At 43.3% G+C, this 19,105-nt stretch carries 17 protein-coding genes; 8 read left to right on the plus strand and 9 right to left on the minus strand.

Features of this window, described 5'->3' with window-relative positions:
• Positions 1-194 precede the first annotated feature (194 nt).
• On the plus strand, positions 195-3,635 hold the full coding sequence (locus H1A14_RS06470; RefSeq protein WP_194775394.1) for a ThuA domain-containing protein: 3,441 nt from the start codon (positions 195-197) through the stop codon (positions 3,633-3,635).
• 187 nt (positions 3,636-3,822) lie between these two features.
• On the opposite strand, the gene H1A14_RS06475 is transcribed toward H1A14_RS06470, so the two are convergent.
• On the minus strand, positions 3,823-4,572 hold the full coding sequence (locus H1A14_RS06475; RefSeq protein WP_194775395.1) for an NIPSNAP family protein: 750 nt from the start codon (positions 4,570-4,572) through the stop codon (positions 3,823-3,825).
• Between the two features lie 52 nt (positions 4,573-4,624).
• Complete coding sequence (locus H1A14_RS06480) at positions 4,625-5,005, minus strand: transmembrane 220 family protein (RefSeq protein WP_194775396.1); 381 nt, start codon at positions 5,003-5,005, stop codon at positions 4,625-4,627.
• Positions 5,006-5,529: 524 nt separating this feature from the next.
• Between H1A14_RS06480 and H1A14_RS06485 the strand changes: the two genes are divergently transcribed.
• From H1A14_RS06485 to H1A14_RS06495, 3 genes are read left to right on the plus strand one after another with little or no spacing between them, the layout of a single operon-like run.
• Positions 5,530-6,036: a DUF1579 family protein gene (locus H1A14_RS06485; RefSeq protein ID WP_194775397.1), complete on the plus strand. Its 507-nt coding sequence runs from the start codon at positions 5,530-5,532 to the stop codon at positions 6,034-6,036.
• 11 nt (positions 6,037-6,047) lie between these two features.
• Positions 6,048-6,623, plus strand: coding sequence for a hypothetical protein (locus H1A14_RS06490; protein ID WP_194775398.1), 576 nt, complete (start codon positions 6,048-6,050; stop codon positions 6,621-6,623).
• Positions 6,624-6,625: 2 nt separating this feature from the next.
• On the plus strand, positions 6,626-6,916 hold the full coding sequence (locus tag H1A14_RS06495) for a winged helix-turn-helix domain-containing protein (protein ID WP_194775399.1): 291 nt from the start codon (positions 6,626-6,628) through the stop codon (positions 6,914-6,916).
• A gap of 131 nt (positions 6,917-7,047) precedes the next feature.
• Here the strand turns inward: H1A14_RS06495 and H1A14_RS06500 are convergent, their stop codons facing one another.
• From H1A14_RS06500 to H1A14_RS06510, 3 genes are read right to left on the minus strand one after another with little or no spacing between them, the layout of a single operon-like run.
• On the minus strand, positions 7,048-7,614 hold the full coding sequence (locus tag H1A14_RS06500; protein ID WP_194775400.1) for a LutC/YkgG family protein: 567 nt from the start codon (positions 7,612-7,614) through the stop codon (positions 7,048-7,050).
• Positions 7,611-8,969, minus strand: a complete 1,359-nt coding sequence (locus tag H1A14_RS06505) for a lactate utilization protein B (protein WP_194775401.1) — start codon at positions 8,967-8,969, stop codon at positions 7,611-7,613. Before H1A14_RS06505 ends, H1A14_RS06500 begins: the two co-directional genes overlap by 4 nt.
• Positions 8,966-9,721 carry a (Fe-S)-binding protein gene (locus H1A14_RS06510; protein WP_194775402.1) on the minus strand — a complete coding sequence of 252 codons (756 nt, stop codon included), beginning with the start codon at positions 9,719-9,721 and terminating at the stop codon, positions 8,966-8,968. Before H1A14_RS06510 ends, H1A14_RS06505 begins: the two co-directional genes overlap by 4 nt.
• Before the next feature lie 469 nt (positions 9,722-10,190).
• Between H1A14_RS06510 and H1A14_RS06515 the strand changes: the two genes are divergently transcribed.
• The 4 genes from H1A14_RS06515 (at position 10,191) to H1A14_RS06530 (ending at position 14,995) form a co-directional block, all read left to right on the plus strand.
• Positions 10,191-11,762 (plus strand): sulfatase family protein, encoded by a 1,572-nt coding sequence (locus H1A14_RS06515; protein ID WP_194775403.1) that lies wholly within the window; start codon positions 10,191-10,193, stop codon positions 11,760-11,762.
• A gap of 158 nt (positions 11,763-11,920) precedes the next feature.
• Positions 11,921-13,162, plus strand: a complete 1,242-nt coding sequence (locus H1A14_RS06520) for an ABC transporter substrate-binding protein (RefSeq protein ID WP_194775404.1) — start codon at positions 11,921-11,923, stop codon at positions 13,160-13,162.
• 4 nt (positions 13,163-13,166) lie between these two features.
• The gene (locus tag H1A14_RS06525) at positions 13,167-14,198 is read left to right on the plus strand and encodes a FecCD family ABC transporter permease (RefSeq protein WP_194775405.1); all 1,032 of its coding nucleotides are present in this window, start codon (positions 13,167-13,169) and stop codon (positions 14,196-14,198) included.
• A 2-nt stretch (positions 14,199-14,200) separates the two neighbouring features.
• Positions 14,201-14,995, plus strand: coding sequence for an ABC transporter ATP-binding protein (locus tag H1A14_RS06530; RefSeq protein WP_194775406.1), 795 nt, complete (start codon positions 14,201-14,203; stop codon positions 14,993-14,995).
• Between the two features lie 18 nt (positions 14,996-15,013).
• Here the strand turns inward: H1A14_RS06530 and H1A14_RS06535 are convergent, their stop codons facing one another.
• The 4 genes from H1A14_RS06535 to H1A14_RS06550 all read right to left on the minus strand — a co-directional run bounded on the left by H1A14_RS06535 (position 15,014) and on the right by H1A14_RS06550 (position 19,096).
• Positions 15,014-16,528 carry a hypothetical protein gene (locus tag H1A14_RS06535; protein ID WP_194775407.1) on the minus strand — a complete coding sequence of 505 codons (1,515 nt, stop codon included), beginning with the start codon at positions 16,526-16,528 and terminating at the stop codon, positions 15,014-15,016.
• On the minus strand, positions 16,525-16,902 hold the full coding sequence (locus H1A14_RS06540; protein ID WP_194775408.1) for a hypothetical protein: 378 nt from the start codon (positions 16,900-16,902) through the stop codon (positions 16,525-16,527). The genes H1A14_RS06535 and H1A14_RS06540 overlap by 4 nt, the downstream gene beginning before the upstream one ends.
• On the minus strand, positions 16,886-17,386 hold the full coding sequence (locus H1A14_RS06545) for a hydrogenase maturation protease (protein ID WP_194775409.1): 501 nt from the start codon (positions 17,384-17,386) through the stop codon (positions 16,886-16,888). The genes H1A14_RS06540 and H1A14_RS06545 overlap by 17 nt, the downstream gene beginning before the upstream one ends.
• Before the next feature lie 117 nt (positions 17,387-17,503).
• Positions 17,504-19,096, minus strand: coding sequence for a nickel-dependent hydrogenase large subunit (locus H1A14_RS06550; RefSeq protein ID WP_194775410.1), 1,593 nt, complete (start codon positions 19,094-19,096; stop codon positions 17,504-17,506).
• Between the last annotated feature and the right edge of the window lie 9 nt (positions 19,097-19,105).

Below are 19,105 nucleotides of genomic sequence, written 5' to 3' on the forward strand. Positions count from 1 at the left end.
TTGGGGTTTAGGGGATTTAATTTAGTCAATAATAGCTTCAGAAACCAAATAAAGCATCCTGTTTCATCCTGCGACCCAATTTTAATTATGAGTAAATGTCAAAATGGATTGGTTTATCTTGAAAAATGTCCTTTTAAATAATCCTTACAGTCATTCAACCATTTATTTTTTATCTTTCCAAAAATTTATCACCTATGAAGACCCGAAATTCCCCCATTGGAATTCTATTACTTGCTATTCTATTCCTTACATTTTGCTTTTCCTGTAACAAAAGACCCGGTGAACCCAGAGTGCTGGTTTTCAGCAAGACGGCTGGTTTCTATCACGAATCTATCCCTGAGGGCATAGCTGCCATCCAAAAATTGGGTGCTGAAAACGGTTTTGCGGTGGATACCACCAAAGATGCCAGTCTGTTTACGGAAGAAAACCTCAGCCAATATGCAGCGGTGATCTTTTTGAGTACCACCGGCGATGTTTTGGACCATGACCAGGAAACAGCCTTCGAAAGGTACATCCAATCCGGAGGGGGATTTATAGGGATTCATGCCGCTGCTGATACGGAGTATCATTGGGGATGGTACAACAGATTGGTAGGTGGATATTTTTCCTATCACCCCGGAATAGGAGACCCCCATCCCAATGTTCAGGATGGCAAGCTTCGGGTAACTGACCGCAAGCATTCGACTACCAGTTTTTTACCTGAAATATGGAACCGAAAAGATGAATGGTACCATTTCAAAAGTCTTAATCCGGATGTAAATGTATTGATGGATATCGATGAAGAAAGTTACCAACACACCAAACCCATGGGTTTCCACCCCATGGCCTGGTACCACGAATATGATGGAGGCAGGGCCTTCTACACAGCGGGAGGCCATACCAAGGAATCATTTCAGGAAGAATTGTTTCTCAAGCATATCCTGGAAGGGATCAAATATGCCATGGGCAGCAATAAGAAACTGGACTATACCAAGGCCAGAACCCAGAAGAGACCTGAGGAAAACCGGTTTGAGAAGAAAACCTTGGTTATGGGTGAATTTTTTGAACCGACAGAAATGACCATTTTGCCCAATCTGGACATCTTGATTGCGCAAAGAAGAGGGGAAATCCTGCTTTACAAAAATGGAGATTCTACGGCAAATGAGATAGCCAAACTGGATGTGTATTGGAGAACAGATGTGCCTAGGGTCAATGCTGAAGAAGGGGTTTTGGGAATACAAAAAGATCCTGATTTTGCCAAAAACGGGCATATTTTTGTTTTCTACAGTCCCACTGAAAAAGAGGTCAACCGACTTTCAAGGTTTAAGTTTGAAAATGACAAACTTGATTTGGCTTCGGAAAAGATAGTCCTTGAATTTTATTCCCAGAGAGACATCTGCTGCCACACCGGGGGATCTATTGCATTTGGTGGAGATGGTCTTTTGTACCTTTCCACAGGAGACAATTCCACCCCATTCAATCAATCAGACAGTGAGTATATCCTACGGGGATATGCACCATTGGACGGCAGACCAGGTTTTGAACAGTTTGATGCGAGAAGGAGCGCAGGGAATTCCAATGACTTAAGGGGGAAAATATTGAGAATAAAAGTGAACGAAGATGGTTCTTATGCCATCCCGGATGATAATTTGTACCCCAAGGGTACAGAAGGAACCTTACCTGAAATCTACGTGCAGGGTACAAGAAACCCCTATAGGATCATAGTAGACCAGAAAACCAATTACCTCTATTGGGGTGATGTAGGTCCTGATGCGAGCGGGGACAGTTTGAGCACCAGAGGACCAATGGGTTATGATGAAGTCAACCAAGCCAGAAAAGCAGGCAACTATGGTTGGCCTTATTTTGTGGGCAACAATGCAGCCTATGTGGAGTTTGACTTTGCCACCGGCAAGCCTGGCCAACCCTATGATGTGAAAAAGCCGGTCAATAACTCTCCGAACAATACCGGGCTGAAAGAGCTTCCTGAAGCGCAGCCAGCATTCATTTATTATCCTTATGGCAATTCCACCACTTTTCCACAATTGGGTACAGGAGGGAGAAATGCCATGGCGGGTCCTGTTTACTATACAGATATGTTTCCCAAAGATACCAGGTATCCGGATTATTTTGATGGGAAATTGTTTATCTACGATTGGGTAAGAGGTTGGATTAAAGCAGTGACCATGACCGCTAAGGGTGACTATGATAAAATGGAGCCATTCATGGCCACAACCAAGTTCAATGCTCCGATCGACATGGAGGTAGGTCCGGACGGAAAACTCTATATTTTGGAATATGGGAATGGGTGGTTTTCTAAAAATCCAGATGCGGGCCTTTTCAGAATAGATTTTAATCCAGGAAACCGAAGTCCCTTGGTGCATGACATCAGTTTGGACAAAACTTCCGGTGCTCTGCCTTTGACGGTTTCTTTTGAAGTAAAAGCTTCTGATCCTGAAAATGATCCACTGACTTATATTTGGGATTTGGGTAATGGTGAGACTGTCACCACCAAAGAACCGCAGCTGGAATATACGTATACCAAAGCAGGGGATTATGATGTCAAAGTGGAGGTTCAGGATCCTGAAAAACTATCCGTAAAAAGTCCTACTGTGTCATTGTATGCCGGCAATATCGCTCCGGTCGTGGACATCCAACTGGAAGGAAACCAGACATTTTATTTTCCCGGAAAACCGGTGGCCTATGCTGTAACGGTATCGGATGAAGATGACCCAAACATCGGTGAAGATCTTTCCAGTCTCTGGGTGACAGCAGATTATATCGCTGGTCTGGACCAAGCAGAAGCTGCCAAGGGACATCAGATCATGACCGAAGCCATGTCCGGAAAAAGTTTGGTCAGTTCGCTGACCTGTATGACCTGTCACAAAGAAGATGAAACTTCAATAGGACCTTCCTATGTGCAAGTGGCCAGAAAATACAGAAGCAATCCGGAGGCCACAGAATATCTAGTGGGAAAAATCCAAAAGGGAGGCGGAGGTGTCTGGGGAGAAACCGTGATGCCAGCCAATCCCGATCTTAAAAGCGGTGATGCACGTAAAATCGTAGCCTACATCCTTTCCCTGGGTAGAAGGACTCAGGAAATTCCAAGTCTTCCTGCCAGTGGCAAAGTAGATCCAACAGTAGATAAACCCCTCAGTGAAAACGGGGTATTTGTGTTGTCAGCAAGTTTTACAGACAGAGGCGGTGAAAACATCAAGCCCCTTTCCGCCAACAACACGGTGACCTTAAGAAATCCGGTGATGAATATGGGTCAGGCCGATAACTTAGAGGGCTACTCCGTCAGAAATTTTGGTGGGCGCGATTTGGCAATCATGCCCAAAGAGATCGGTTCTTTCTCCTTTTCCGGAGTGGATTTGACTGGAATCAAGTCACTCCAAATAGAAGGTGGGGGACAGGAAGCGAGCTTAAAAGGCTACCAAGTAGAAATCAGGCTTGGTTCACCTACAGGAGAAAAACTAGGTGAAGGGGTATTTAAAGTGGGAGAAAAAGGCAATCAGAGGGTAGGTCCGGGAAGTTTGAAAATTCCTATCAAGCATGATACCGCCGGAAAATTGGTAGATGTGTTTGTGGTGACTACTCCCCAATCGGAAGATGAACCCAATGCCATCCTCTATTCGATTGAATTCAAACAGAATTAGTTGTCGGTTAAAATGTGGAAAAGTCTCTATTTACCTTATACCACGCAAATTGAAACCTTGTTGTTTAAAACAATAAAGAACCAAAAAAGCCGAAGGGATGTATTCTCTTCGGCTTTTTAATGTTTGTAAATCAAAGATTACCCCTTTTTCCAATCGAATAATCACGAATGGATAAGTTTGGATAGGACTATTGTAAGGGAGAAAAGGGCAAAGCTTTCAGATACTTGCTTTCTACTTTTTCCACGATGGGTCCGTTCAGTTCTGAGGCATCCCTTGCTGCGATCCAATCCGGATCATTTCTGAATTTTTCAAAAGAAGATTTTGCTTTTTTCTCATTTTTATGGGCCAATAAATAGACCAGCTTGGGTTGGTTTCCAGAAGATTCCACGGTATACCAATAGACCACATTTTCCATTCCCTGTTTTTCGAATAATGTCTGGGTGTGGTCCCGGAATCGACGGTGAATGTCATCCAGCTTGCCAGGGTAAAGGGTATAGGTCCGTAATTCAAAAATTTTCTTCTTTTTGGGATTCCATTCAGGATTTACCTCATTGAGGTCTTCAGCCATGGTCATGAAAACCTGATCGACTTTCGCCACAAGGGGGCCATTGGCTTCTGAAGCTTTGTAAGCGGCCTGCCACTCGGGGTCATTGGCAAATTGGTTCCAAAGCAAGTCCCTGCTATCTTGGTCTGGGTAGGCCAGGATAAATGTCAGGGTTTGGTCGTTGGGATCGGTAGGGATAAAATAAGCCAGGTTACCGATGCCATTTTTGCTAAACAATTTTAATGTGTGGTCTTCAAACCGCTTGATTAGATCAGGCCGTTTACCTTCGTGTGCGTGGTAGGTACGCATTTCAAAATATTCCATTTCGGGTTTTTGGGCCATGGCTTGGGTTCCTAGGATCAGTGATGTCAGGATAAGGATATTGATTTTCATGTGTGTAGGTTTCGGGTCAGGGGGGAATTTACTCAAAAATACATAGAAATGATCATCCTGATGACTTTTGCTTTTTAAAACCCAGAAAGGCAGAATAGCCCATTACCATGGCCACAACCAGCAACCCAAATGTCTCCCTGGCCTCTTCCGATTCCTGCGTTTTCATCGTCAGGTCTTTGTTTTCCAATTCATAGCCGACCCATTCGGGCACTGAGTCAGGGAAAAAATAAATGGCACCAATCAGGCAGGCCAGGATACAAACAGAAAGGGGAAGAATGGGATGTATGCCCCTTACTGCCAGATAGCTGAAAATGGCGGCTACAAGATAAACAGACACCCAAATTTCAGGATCGGGATCATTGATTTGCCAATAGGCAAAGAGCAGAAAGGCCAAAATCCAAAAGATAAAGAAGTATCTGGGAAAATTTTTCATGGTTCAGAATGGGATAAGCACTCAATTTATAAATTAATTTTCTGACTAGACGGCATGTTTCACGCAAAAATAATGGATTCTGGCCAAAGCTGATATTGATAGATATTAGGAGGATATCCGATTTTTTACCAAATTGTTTACTTTTTCGAGTTTACCACATAGGGCACAGAGAACACAAAGATTGGGTTTTTATAGATGGTTGGATCCAATTAACCTGATAATTCAAATGAATTTATATTTCGAATTTCTATTTGAGGAAATCAAGTTATCTGAGTAAAAAACCTCTATGTGAACCATGTAACTATGTGGTTAATTTAACCAGGCAATCTTTGAAGGGTTTTTCCAATCCTATGCTTAGTCTTAAAAAGGTTTACCAAATAGGGAACAGGGTCCACATGATTTTTGAATGTATTATGTGGCCTAAACCCATCAAATCGAATTATTTTTTGGAAGGATATTTTGTAAATAATTTGGTTTATAATGTAAACTACTTTACATTTGTCTAAACCAAAACAATCCATACCATGAAAAAACTCATTTTAATAATTTGTCTGCTTGTTGGAGCAAATGCTATTCAAGCACAGGTGACTTCAGAGGAAGCCATAAAGAAATTGGCCTTTATCGAAGGACAATGGCAGGGGAAATCCAATGTCACTACTGGACCGGGCCAAAACATGGTTCTCGATCAACATGAACATGTTGAGTTGCGTTTAGGCGGACAAGTAATGATTGTTGAAGGAAAGGGATATCAAGGAGAAGAACTGGAATTCAATGCATTTGCTGTGATCACTTTTGACGAAGCGAGGCAAGAGTATGAAATGAATAGTTGGCTTAGCACCGGACAAAAAACGGAGGCTTACATCAAGGTACATGACCAGGAGAAATGGGAGTGGGGCTTTGAGATCCCACAAGGTAAAATCAGGTATTTAATTTCTCTCAATGAAAAAGGCCAATGGATTGAAACGGGGGAGTTTTCCCAGGACGGGAACACTTGGTACCCTAGTTTTAACATGTTGTTGGACAAAAAATAGTAGGTAGGCATATGGAAAAAGCAAAAAATTGGGATGAGGCTGAAAGCATTCAGCTTATCAGAGAGATGATTGAATCCACCCGATATCAGTTGTATTCGGATAGGTTTTTGTATTTTTTATGGGGTTACGCGACCTTGATTTGTGCAGCGATTCACTATGTTTTGGCGTATTTTGTCGGTTATGGGCAGCCTTATCTGGTGTGGTTGGTGATGCCGGCAGTGTCAGTAGTCCACTTTGTGTATATTGCCAAAAAGGTAAAAAAATCCGGGGCTTCAACGTTTCACGGGAGGATGATGCAAGGGGTATGGAGTGGGATGTTTATGGCGGTTGTTGGTCTTTTGATCGCTGCAACTCATGTAGGCTGGCAAGTGGTATATCCTTGCTTTATGTTGTTCTATGGTGTGGCCTGTTACGCCACTGGTAAGGCCATTCAATTTAATCCCTTGATATGGGGAGGGATATTGGGTATCATCTTGGGTGTGGTAGCCTTTTTCCAACCTTTTCAGTTCCAGTTGCTTTTACTGATGGTGGTGATTGTTGTAAGTTATATATTGCCGGCCCATCTGATGAAGCCGGTGAGTCATTGAATATGTTCAAAGACCTAGATCCACTGCTCCATAGTCAATTGAGACTGGCGGTTGTTTCCATTTTGATGTCTGTGGAGGAGGCAGAATTCAATTTCATCAAGGAAAAAACCGGCGCCACCTCAGGCAATCTGAGTGTTCAGATCAGTAAATTGAAGGAAGCGGGATACCTTGAAGTAGAAAAATCATTTAGGGACAATTTCCCTTTGACCACCTGCAAAATAACGCGAAAAGGAAAGGATGCCTTTGACAATTATGTAAAGGCATTGGAAGGTTATCTGAATCAAAAAGGATAAAAAATAAGTTGGTTCTGGATTAGGACTTCCTGTGTGAGTTAGAGCTTTAGATATCACCCGGTTGAAAATAAATTTCACGCAAAGGCGCAGAGGCGCAAAGAGTTTTTAGGACAACCGAGGAAAAAAATACCTCAAAGGTTGGTAAGGACTACCCTCAAACTCTTGGCACCCTGAGCGCCGATTACCAGAGACTGTTCAATATCGGCAGTTTTGGATGGTCCGGCGATAAAAAGGCCGAAACCGGCATGTTGGTCGCCTATTTTTTGGTAAGCAACATGCATGTTGGAGACCAGGGTTTTTTCATCCAGTACAATCACCAAATGTTCGGTGATAAAAGGCAAAGCCCTGAGACACATATTTTCATCGGTCAGCCAAATGGCCCCATTCTCAGCCACGCCAAATTGCCCTTGAATAATTGCCACCTCCAAATCATTTAATTCGTGAGCATCATCAGGAAGTGCCAAATTGGCTGTAACCTTTATTTCTTGTGCCAAGCAGATGACCTTGATAAACCGGTTGATTTCCAAAAATTCCTTTAATTGGGTTTGATCGATTACCTCCCCCTTGTTTCCTTCAATGGACCGGATAAACAGCTCCCTTAAATCTTCCGCAACCTCAAAATCTGGTATCTCAGGGAGTGGCTTCCTCTCAACCTTTATGGAGGAAATTTTGTCTAAAATGCTGTCTCTGCTGCTCATGACCTGTTCTTCTTGTACCAGTCTTTGAAAGATTCCTTTGGTGAAGCAGGCAGTTCGCGTTGCTTTCCCCAGGTGTTCAAACCCGAATAGGTGATGCTGTCAGGAAGAATTTTTAAAGCACCCCGCATCAGGGCGCCGCTAACCTTATAGGCAAAGGGTACCGCAAAAATTCCATTGGCGATTTTCATGGATATGCTCTTGGCATTAGTCCCTTGGGCTTTTGTGATTTCCTGCCGCCATTCGTAGAGTTGTTCATGGATGTTGATCTTGACCGGACAGACATCTGAGCATGATCCACAAAGCGTGGAGGCGAAGGGAAGTGAACTGTATTTTTTAACATCCAAACCTGGTGAAAGAATGGAACCTATGGGACCCGGCACCACAGAACCATAACTGAAACCACCGCTTCTTCGGTAGATCGGGCAGGTGTTCATACAGGCCCCACAACGGATACATTTCAGGGAGTTTTTGAATTTCTCTCTGCCTAGCTGTGCTGTTCTGCCGTTGTCTACCAAGACGATGTGGATTTCCTTACCCAAAGCAGGTGAGCGAAAATGGGAGTTATAATTGGTAATCGGCTGTCCTGTGGCTGATCGGGCTAAGAGACGCAGAAAAACACCCAAGTCTTTTCTGCGTGGAATGATTTTTTCTATGCCCATACAAGCAATGTGCACATCGGCCAGGTGAACACCCATATCGGCATTGCCTTCATTGGTACAAACCAGAAATTCCCCCGTTTCGGCCACTCCGAAATTGACCCCGGTAATGGCGACTTTGGCTCTGAGGAATTTGTCCCGAAGGTGTAGGCGGGCGGCATGCGTGAGGTAGGCTGGGTCTTCATTGCCTTTTTCGGTCTGCAGTTTGTCGTGGAAAAGGGCTGAAATCTCCTTTTTCTTCAGGTGGATGGCAGGCATCACAATATGACTGGGCGGTTGATTCAAAAACTGTACAATACGCTCACCCAAGTCTGTATCCACTACCTCGACTCCATTTTGCTCCAAAAATGGATTGAGGTGACATTCCTCTGTCAGGATCGATTTACTCTTGACAATGGCCTGGCAATTGTGCTGTTGCAGGATGCTTAGAACGATCTGATTGTGTTCTTCTGCATCTTTGGCCCAGTGGACTTTGATCCCGTTTTTTTGTGCATTTTTTTCAAATTCCACAAGATAACCATCCAGATGGGCCAACACATTGTCTTTGATCTGAGAGGCAAGATCCCGAAGTTGCTCCCACTCGGGTATGGTCTTGCTGATGGTATCCCGTTTGTCCCGGACAAACCACAACGTCTCATCATGCCACTTGGACTGGGCGGCATCTTTTAAAAATTCTGAGGCTTTGGCAGAATGGCTCATGAGATGACTTCATTAAGGATTTCAGCAATATGTTTAAATTGAAGAGGATGTTTGTTTCTCTTGGCAATCCCCTCGAGGTGCATGATGCAGGACATGTCCCCACCAGTGAGGATTTCTACCCCGTGGACCAAATGATCTTCCAAACGGTCCTTTCCTATCTGTACAGACAGCGCTTCTTCCATGATTGCAAATGTTCCACCAAAGCCGCAACACTCGTCTTTTCGGGTCAGGTCCACCCATTCTAAACCATCAATCTGCTCCAAAAGTTGTTTGGTTTTGCTGAAAAAGGGTTCGTTACGTTCAGAACAGGAAGCCAGACGCAATCCCCTGTGGCCATGACAGGAAGCATGGAAACCTACTTTATGGGGATAAGAACCCTTGATGGGTTCCACTTTGAGCACATCTGTCAAGAATTCCGTTAGTTCAAAGATTTTGTCATGCAATGTTTGTTGTTCTAATTCCATACCTGCGATTGCAGGAGCATGTTCCTTGACATGTAACACACAGCTTCCCGAGGGAGATACGATGTAATCATAATCCTTAAAAGTTTCCAAAAAATGCTTGGTAGTTCCTAAGGTTCCCCTTTCGTATCCCGCGTTGGCCATAGGTTGTCCGCAGCAGGTCTGGCCTATAGGATAACTTACGCTGCAACCCAATTTTTCCAGAAGCTCCAAAGTGGCAATGGCTACATTGGGGTAGAACTGGTCGACGTAACAAGGGATAAATAGGGCGATTTTTTTATTTAAATTCATGCTTACCTTGGGTACATTTTAAAAAGGGAAGATATTGATATTAGATCATCATTGCTATTGAATCTAGGTAGGTTCTGGATATTTTCCCTCAGTAATGGACTTGCAATGCATCTAATATCCTAAAATATCTACTAGTATCCACAAGTATCAATTAGTATCTATGAATTTCTGAAGATAACCCTCTAAAGTACGATTTCAGAACAAGCTTCCAATTTCAAAAATTATCGAACATGATATATCCTGTAGTATCAGGTTAAAACAAGGATTGATTTGCAAATAGGTGATTCACTTTAATGATCTTGCTTGCATGCTTAATTTGGATTCCAAGAATCAGGACAGAACAGGTTAACATGTTTAGGAGAATTAACTAAAATTGATAGGTGACTTCCAATTTGCCAAGGACATTCGATGCCCAAAAGAATAGAAATAATTAAAGGATTAAAATTGCCCATGCTAATCAATTTATAAAATGCTTGTGTCTTCCTTGAGTAAATCAAAGTCAAATATTGCCAACAGCATCCTCCTTTTTCTGTGCCTGATGTCATCCTGTAAACAGGATGTTGAGCAAAGAGCAGATCATCCGCGAAGACCCAATATTCTGATTGCCATATCAGATGACCAGTCATTTCCGCATGCATCGGCTTATGGAAGCAAAATGGTGAATACCCCGGCTTTTGACCGAATTGCCCATGAGGGAATTCTTTTCAATAATGCTTTCGTAGCTTCTCCGGGCTGTTCTCCCAGTCGAGCAGCCTTACTCACAGGAATGAATACCTGGCAGATCGAAGAGGCAGGGACTCATGCCAGTTCGTTTCCCTTGGCATATATGGTCTATCCGGATTTGCTGGAAGAAGCAGGGTATTTTATAGGCTATACCCAAAAGGGCTGGGCACCAGGAAATTGGGAAGCCAGCGGAAGAAAACGCAACCCAGCAGGAAATGCCTTTAGTTCTCTGGTACTTGAGCCCCCTTTTGATGGCATAGTGAAAACAGACTATGCTGCAAATTTCAAGAAGTTTCTAGATGAGCGCCCAGAAGGAAAGCCTTTTCATTTTTGGTATGGAAGTTCAGAACCTCACAGGGTTTATGAAAAAGGTTCAGGCTTGGCATCTGGCAAGAAACTTGAACAGGCTGAAGTTCCTGATTATCTACCTGATACGGAGGAGATACGCGCCGATTTATTGGATTATGCCCTTGAAATTGAATGGTTTGATCTTCATTTGTCTAAAATGATAGCCCTCTTGGAGGAACTGGGAGAACTGGAGAATACCATTATAGTGGTGACCTCTGACAATGGAATGCCATTTTCCCGTGCCAAAGCCAATCTCTATGAGGATGGCATCCATGTTCCAATGGCCATCAGGTGGGGAGATCAGGTATCGGGTGGAAGAATTGTGGACGATTTGGTCAGCCTGATTGATTTGACTCCGACTTTTTTGGAGGTTGCAGGTATAGGTGGAGAAGTCTTGGCGGTGATGGAAGGGAAAAGTCTGATGAACATTTTGAAATCCGACAAGCAAGGCCTTGTGGATGAATCCAGAAATGCGGTATACGCTGCCAGAGAGCGCCATTCCAGTTCCCGATGGAATAACTTGGGTTACTCACAGCGTGGGGTAAGGACACAGCATTTTCTTTATGTTAGAAACTTCACTCCGGATAGGTGGCCAGCCGGGGATCCTCAGGAAATATTGTCGGATGAAACCTTAGGGCCCATGCATCAGGCCTATTACGATATTGATGCCGCTCCCACCCAAGATTTTCTTGTTGAGCACGCCGATGATGAGGAGTATGGAAAATACTTGCAACTGAGTGTGGCCAAAAGACCAACAGAAGAACTTTTTGATATTCGCAACGATCCCTACTGTCTCCATAACCTTTCGGACAACCCGGAATTCAAATCAGACCTGCTAGAACACCGACAGCTTTTGGGCGGCTACCTGATGAAAACCAATGACCCGAGAGTAACCGGTAACGGCGATATTTTCGAAAGTTATCCGAGATTAAGGGGGGTGATCAGAAGCTTTCCCAAACCAAATGAATGAATGACCCTTATGTTTCATTGTGACGGGCTCAGATTGATTTGAGTATATTGAACCTATTTTCGATATAGAAATTTTTTACTAAAGTGAGATGGTGAATTATCAACTCCAAAGTGGTAGTTTAGAATTTGTTATTAACCGACTTTTGACAAATTCCGGACATGCCGCAGAATGAATTTATGTTTTCCTTCCATAGTCAATACCTTTTGTTGGTAGGGATGATCCTTTTAGTTGGAGGTTGTCAAAACAATCCTGAAAAAACAACTCAGGATGCCATCAAAACGGGATTCAAAACGATAACTGATATGAGAAACCTATCAGTGGATATTCCCATCAATCCAAAAAGAATCCTCACCGTCAGCGATGGCATGATTGAGACGGTCATGGCCAACTTTGGAGTAATGGATAAGTTGATTGCAGTTGGGTCAAGTTGTTTGCAGAGAAACTTTGCTTATGAAATTCCCGGAATTCAAAACAGTCTCCATTTCTCGGAGGGCATGAATCCGATCCGCTTGCTTTTTCCTTTTGTTGCCGAACTTCCCTTGGTGGCCAGCTCGGGTTTGCCCCTTCAATTGGAAAAAATCGCTGCACTGCAGCCTGATCTGATTTTGTTGAGAGAGGGTTGCTGCACGCTACCCAATCTTGCAGATCCAAAAAGTAAGCAGGCCTTGTCCATTTTGTCTTCCTTCGGTATTCCTGTAGTGGTTTTGAAGGGGACCAACCAATTTGATCCACCTGATCTCAGCAAGTTTAACCAAGAAATTTCTTTACTGGGGGAAATTTTTGATCAAGAGGAAAAAGCAGCAGCATTGATCCGCTTTTTAGACAGTACCATCCACTTGGTCAAAAACAGAACCAACAGACTTACCAAAAATGAACAACCCAGTTTACTCTTACTAGGACTATCTCCACTAGCCAGAGAAGGGGGAAGTGCCGGTGTCACCAAAGGGAAAGACACCATGGAAGGCTATATGATTGAGCAACTGGTAAATGCCAGAAACGCCTATCAGGGATATGGAGGGAGGACATCCTCCTTATTGCTCAATACCGAACAGATATTGGCTTTGGATCCGGATGTCATTGTTCTACCGACCGCCTCAGGCTACCATCCACCAGAGGAATTGTATGAGGCACCCTATTATGCCAAATTACAAAATCTCAAGGCTGTCAAAGCCAGAAAAGTTGTGGCCTTACCTTGGACCCCCTGCAATTGCTCCAAAAGGATAGAATACCCCATAGATGTCATGATGATGGCAAAGGTCAGCTACCCGGAAGTTTTTAAGGATATTGAGATTCATGATTGGGTACTAGAATTCTACCAGAGGGTTTATGGAGTAAGTGAGGAAAAGGCCAAAGAAATTCGATCAGTCATGTGGTTGGACTGGACGCTTGATGGGATTTAAATCTATGGAAAAGGTTGTAAACAGAAAAAAAACAAATCAAAAGAAAAAGATATGGTTACTTTTTTTGATTCTGATGGTGGTTTTGTTTGCCTTGATATCTCTGAGCATAGGTCCTTATGACTTGGCGCTAAAGGAAATTTTTCAGGTCCTGTTTCAATTCAAAAATGGAGAAGGCTCTTTGGATGAAAGGGGTAAATTGGCGCAATTGATCATTTGGGATATCAGACTCCCCAGGATTCTAATAGCAGGATTGGTTGGGACTGCGTTGTCGGTTTCCGGTAATGTTTTTCAGGGATGTTTTCGTAATCCTTTGGTGGAGCCTTACATTCTAGGGGTGTCGAGTGGTGCGGCTTTTGGAGCTTCTTTGGCCATTGTATTTCCAGTCCTGTTTTTTTCCATCCCCTTATCCGCTTTCATTTTTGCAGCGCTTACGGTCCTGATTGCATTGTCTCTCGGTCATATCAGAGGACAAATACAGACGCTTTCCCTCATTCTGGCCGGGGTGGTTATCGGGTCTTTTTTTTCTTCTATGGTATCCATTTTAAAATATATTTCCAATGATGCTGCCTTAAGGGAAATCATCTTTTGGCTGTTGGGGGGATTTTACCACAGCAGCTGGAATGAGATCTATTTAATTGCACCCATCATCCTTCCTGTGGCTGGTTTGGTTTGGTTTTTGGCTTGGAAACTCAATATCATATCCATAGGAGATGAGGAAGCCAAAAGTCTGGGAGTGGATCCAAGGAAAAACAAAATACTGTTGATTATCTGTGCGACGCTTTTGACCTCACTTTCTGTAGCCTATGTGGGCATCATTGCCTGGGTGGGGCTGATGGTACCTCATGCTTCCAGGATGTTGATTGGTCCAGACAACCGATATGTCATTCCTCTTTCAGCCTTTATTGGAACGCTCTTTCTTATTTTTTGTGATACACTGGCTAGAAACCTAATCGAAGGTGAAATACCCATTGGCATTCTCACTTCAATATTAGGGGCACCTTATCTACTTTATTTACTCAGAACTAAAACCCTATAAAATTGCTACAGGTAGACCGTTTAAGTTTTCAATATGGCAACCACTTGATTTTTAAGGAGGTCAGTTTTACTTTAAAGGAAGGTGAGCTATGTGCTATTTTGGGGATCAATGGCAGCGGTAAATCCACCTTATTTAAGTGCTGTATGGGATTTCTCCAGCCTTATGCCGGCGAAATTCACTTAAAAGATCAGCCCCTTGCAAAGCTTAAAACATCCGAAATTGCAAAGAATGTGGCTTATGTCCCTCAGGAGCATCCTGTCACCTTCCCTTTTTTGGTGAGAGAAATGGTGTTGATGGGTAGAACCACACACATCTCCAATTTTTTCAACATATCTGACCAGCATCATCTCAAAGTGGAGGAAGCCTTACAATCACTTTCACTCGATCATCTCGCGGACAAGCCCTTCAGTCAATTGAGTGGGGGACAAAGGCAAATGGTGTTGATAGCAAGGGCCATCGCACAGGAAACGCCACTTATGTTGCTGGATGAACCCACCTCTTCTTTGGATTTTAAAAATCAACTCCTGATTTGGAACATGCTTTTGGATTTAAAAAAGCAGGGGAAAGCGCTCTTTGTCTGTACCCATGACCCCAATCATGTCCTTTGGTTTTGTGACAGGGTGCTGGTGATGGACAACCAAAAGCTCATAGCAGACGGTCCTCCGGAAGAAGTTCTGGGAACAGGTATTTTAAAGCAGATTTACGGCCCTATTTGTGAGATGAAACAACTGAGTGGCAGCAAGATGGTCATTCCTAATTATTTGGGAAATTCAGAAGGAGAAGGTTCCTCTTCCTGATTATGGGTTTTTAGGACTTTAAGGATTTTCTTCTTCTGCTATGATTGTTTTCAGTTGATCTAATTTTTCCTGATGGATTTTGGCATCTTGGATAAAATCTTCTCCTGCATTGATTTCCAGAAGCTCATTGATTCTGCTCTGCATTTCATGCAGTCGGCCGGGATTGTTCTCATCATGTGAATTGTCTGCATTCCAACATGCCTCCAGGTAGTTTAAGAGGGTGATACTTCTTTCCATAGGAAATTCCTCGGCATTTCTTATAGAAAGTGCTTCCTGAAAATAACTCAATGCCTTGACAAAATTGTCCGACCTTACGGCCTGTGGATATTTCATAAGCGCATTTCCGTAATGATTGCATACGCGGGCATGATCATAGGGAAAATCTTCTTTGTTAAATATGGATAAGGCTTCTTGAAAGGATGATGCAGAAACTGCAGCCCAAATGCTTTTCTTTTTTGCTTCGTCCGGTATTTCTGAATAGACGATCCCAAGGTTTTCCTGGATTTCAGCATATGCCAGGGGAAAATGCTCTTTCTTAAAAAACCGACTGGCCTGCTGATAGGCATCCATGGCAGATTTATAAAACTGTGGGTTACCATTTTGGGCCCAAGTGGTCAGCAATCTGGCTTTTTTTAACAAAGCCTGAAAGGCAAACTCGTCCAAATCTTCTTTCTGAAACAGTTTGACAGCCTTGGTGTAATATCCCAGTGCTTCAGCATAACTTCCCGAAATGGATGCAATGAGACCTGCATCCAATAGACATTGTGCCTCTTCGATTTTGAAGCCATGAATGTCATAATAGGTGACGCATTTCCATATGGTGTCTTTAAGAGATTCCAAGTGTTCGGCATCATAGGGCGGACTGAGCTGTTGGGTATGCAAATGAGACAGGCTGCTTTGGATTTTCATTTTTGCTTCCATGGAAACCTCAGGCAAATTAATTTTATGAAGGAAACCTTCTGCCTCTTCATACCTTCCTTGATCAAAAAGATAATTGAAAAAATGAAATGCAGTAAATGCAGCGTATTCTTCACTAGGAGCTGAAAAAACAGCCTCTCTGTAGTAATAATCTATTTGGGTTTCTTCACAATTTCCATAATGGCGCACCACAGCGTGATTATGCATCAAGCGGTAATCGTCAAAATCCTGGTAAGTTTCCACCGCGAGGGATTTAGGATCCATTGGGTCTCCGGTAAGCAACTGAAAGATGTGCTCCAATTCCGATTTGAGTACAGGATCGGACTGTACAAGATGAAGAGATTTGTCCAATTCGCCCAATCTCAACATGACCAAAGCCATCAGGATGTTTTCTTTGAAAAGGATTTTTTCGGGAAGCAGGTAGGGAGGCATGGAGTTTTGCCAGTCTACAGGGAAAGAAATGTATCCATTTTCGACAATTAGGTGAGTGGCCGTAGCTGAAGGTTTTTGGGACAGTATGTCACCAAAATCCACCCACGCTTCTATTTTGAACTCGAAATAAACGGATTCTTTGATTTCCTCCCAGAGCGCTTTTTCACAGAATAACTTGATCATACGCATAAATTTATTTCAAGAATACCTTCATTCTCGTTGAAAAGGTATTTCAATTCTCTATTGTGCTTGGATATATGGGGCCAATCTGCAAAAAATTCCTGCAGAGAAATGGATTTGTCTCCCCTGACATTCTTCTGCTTGACAAAAAGCATGATGGGTTTATGCTTTGCTTTGAAACCCACATTGCTGACATTGGCGAGAAGCAATTTGTTTTCTTCATTGATAAATGAGGCAAAAACCTGCCGGCTTTCTCCAATGAACCCTTCCGCCACATCCAAATAAAGGACCAAATGCTGATTGAATAGCTGTACTGGAGTTTCCAGCATTTTTGTCAACGGAGGGATTATTCGATTGAAATCAAAGGCTCTTTCCATGTTGTTCACACAATTCTAAGTCAGACATGATTTTTTCTGTAAGAGACTTGGCCGCTGCTGCGATGACAGGAGACATGCCCACTTTCAATTTGGTATCTGTAATAGAAACCAGGTATACGGTGATGTCATTCTCAGGAAATTCATCCCGAAAGATTTTTTTGGCATAGGAAAGTGCTTGATCCCATTTTAGGCTATGAAGGAAAACCATTGGATCATCTTGTATAGAAGATTTAATTTCTTCGGCCGGCATTTTAAAGAGGCTTCCATCTTCATGTCCGGAGTTGATTACCCCATCTACCAATAGCATTCTATCGTGATTCTTTAGGGAAAACAAGACTTCAAAGGCAGAGGTCCCCATATCGATAATGGTGAGTTGTTCTGGAATAGGGTTCAATTTCTCCTTCAGTAGTCTAATGACTTCACATCCCACAGCGTCATCACTCCTTACCGGATTACCAAAACCCAATATGGCGGTTTTCTTCATGTCAAACGGATTAAATCAAAGGGGAGCATGCTCCCATTGGTTATGATTTTGGTTTTTTGGAAAAACATAAAAAGTGGAAACCTAATCAGATTTCCACTTTTCTGCAGGAAGAGGAATTTATAATTTGAATTTTGTAAGTTCTTTACCGCTTTTGCCGTCATGGGCATGGACGGTACATACCAGGCAGCTGTCAAATGAACGGGCCACCATACCTACTTCTACAGGATCGTGAGGATCTTCTATTTCAGTGCCTTCCAAAGCCGCTTCTATGGGACCGGGGTTTCCCTTCCCATCATTAGGACCCACATTCCAGGTAGTAGGTGCCATTACCTGATAATTTTCAATGACGCCATCTTTGATTTCTACCCAGTGCGCCAGTGCTCCTCTGGCTGCCTCGGTAGCCCCCCAGCCTTTGCCGTCTTTTTCTTCCGGCTTGATGTAGAATTCACCATCCAAGTCAATCTGACCTAGCCATTGATTGAGGTATTCGTAAAGTCTAGGGGCTTCATGTAGCCTTGCAAGCGTTCTGGTAAATACGGAGGGACCCAATTTATCCATAATATCCAAAAACAAAGGGTCTCTGTTTTGGTGGTCAAGATTATCAGGATTTCCTGCCATGATTACTCTCGACAAGGGTCCTGCTTCCGCTGCAAACCCCATATACCTTGGGGATTTGGACCAGCTGTATTTGCCTGAAAAATCAGTGTTCTCAAGATTTTGTGAGGGTACAGGAGTGGGTATGGGTTCATCCCATGGGTGTGCAGGTGGCACCTGTTTGTACCAGGCATGATCCACATGTTCCTGTATGTCCAGATGGTTCAATGGATGGAACTTGGCTCCGTCATAGAATCCTCCTGCTGAGATCACGGCATCATTTCTGGTCTCGATGGTTGGGAAGTTATATTTGTCCTTGTGCAGGTAAGTGCCATAAGCAATGAATTTACCGACACCCTGACCAAATTTATCAAGACCAAATTCCAAACCAGCTCGGATGAATAATCCCAAATCACTGTTTCTTTGGCTTTCGTTTTCCTCCACCCATGCCAGCAAATCATCCCAGGACTTGACCTGCAAGTACCTTTCAATAGAGCAGCCCAGGAAATTGGTTTCCAGCCACCTGTTTCTAAAATGGTTTAAAATCGCATGGGCTCTCGTGATGTCCTTAAGTGTAGGTGCACACATGACCCCTCCAGGGACCATATAGGATGAGTGAGGCCATTGTCCACCAAAAATGGCATACACCTCAACGGGCAATGCAGAAGCAGTAAGTCCTGTTTGGAAAGAAGTGCCCACATAGGCAGCAAATCTTTTGGTTACTTCCTCATAGAGAGGTTTATTGGCAAATTTTTTATTGGCCATATCGGTAGCAAAGATGGCATAGAACCACCTTGGGATACTCTGAATCGTTTCTGAAGCCTGACCGATTGCCCTCAGCAGAAGTGCATTGGGTGTAAGTTGGGTTTTCCAAATGGTATCCAAAGCGGAGGAGGCGCAATAGAGGTGAGATCCTCCGCATATTCCACAAATTCTCGGAGTGACAATCAAACCTGACTGAGGGTCTTTCCCTGCCATAATCTGTTCGAACCCACGGAACATGGCCGCCTGGGTGTGGGCCCTGGTTACCACGCCGTTTTCCATATATACTTTTACATCCAAGTCCCCTTCCACACGACCGACGGGGGATATGTTTAATTCTTTGAAATTTGACATTGCCTTAGG

The organism is Pararhodonellum marinum (assembly GCF_015354735.1).
Taxonomy (GTDB): domain Bacteria; phylum Bacteroidota; class Bacteroidia; order Cytophagales; family Cyclobacteriaceae; genus Pararhodonellum; species Pararhodonellum marinum.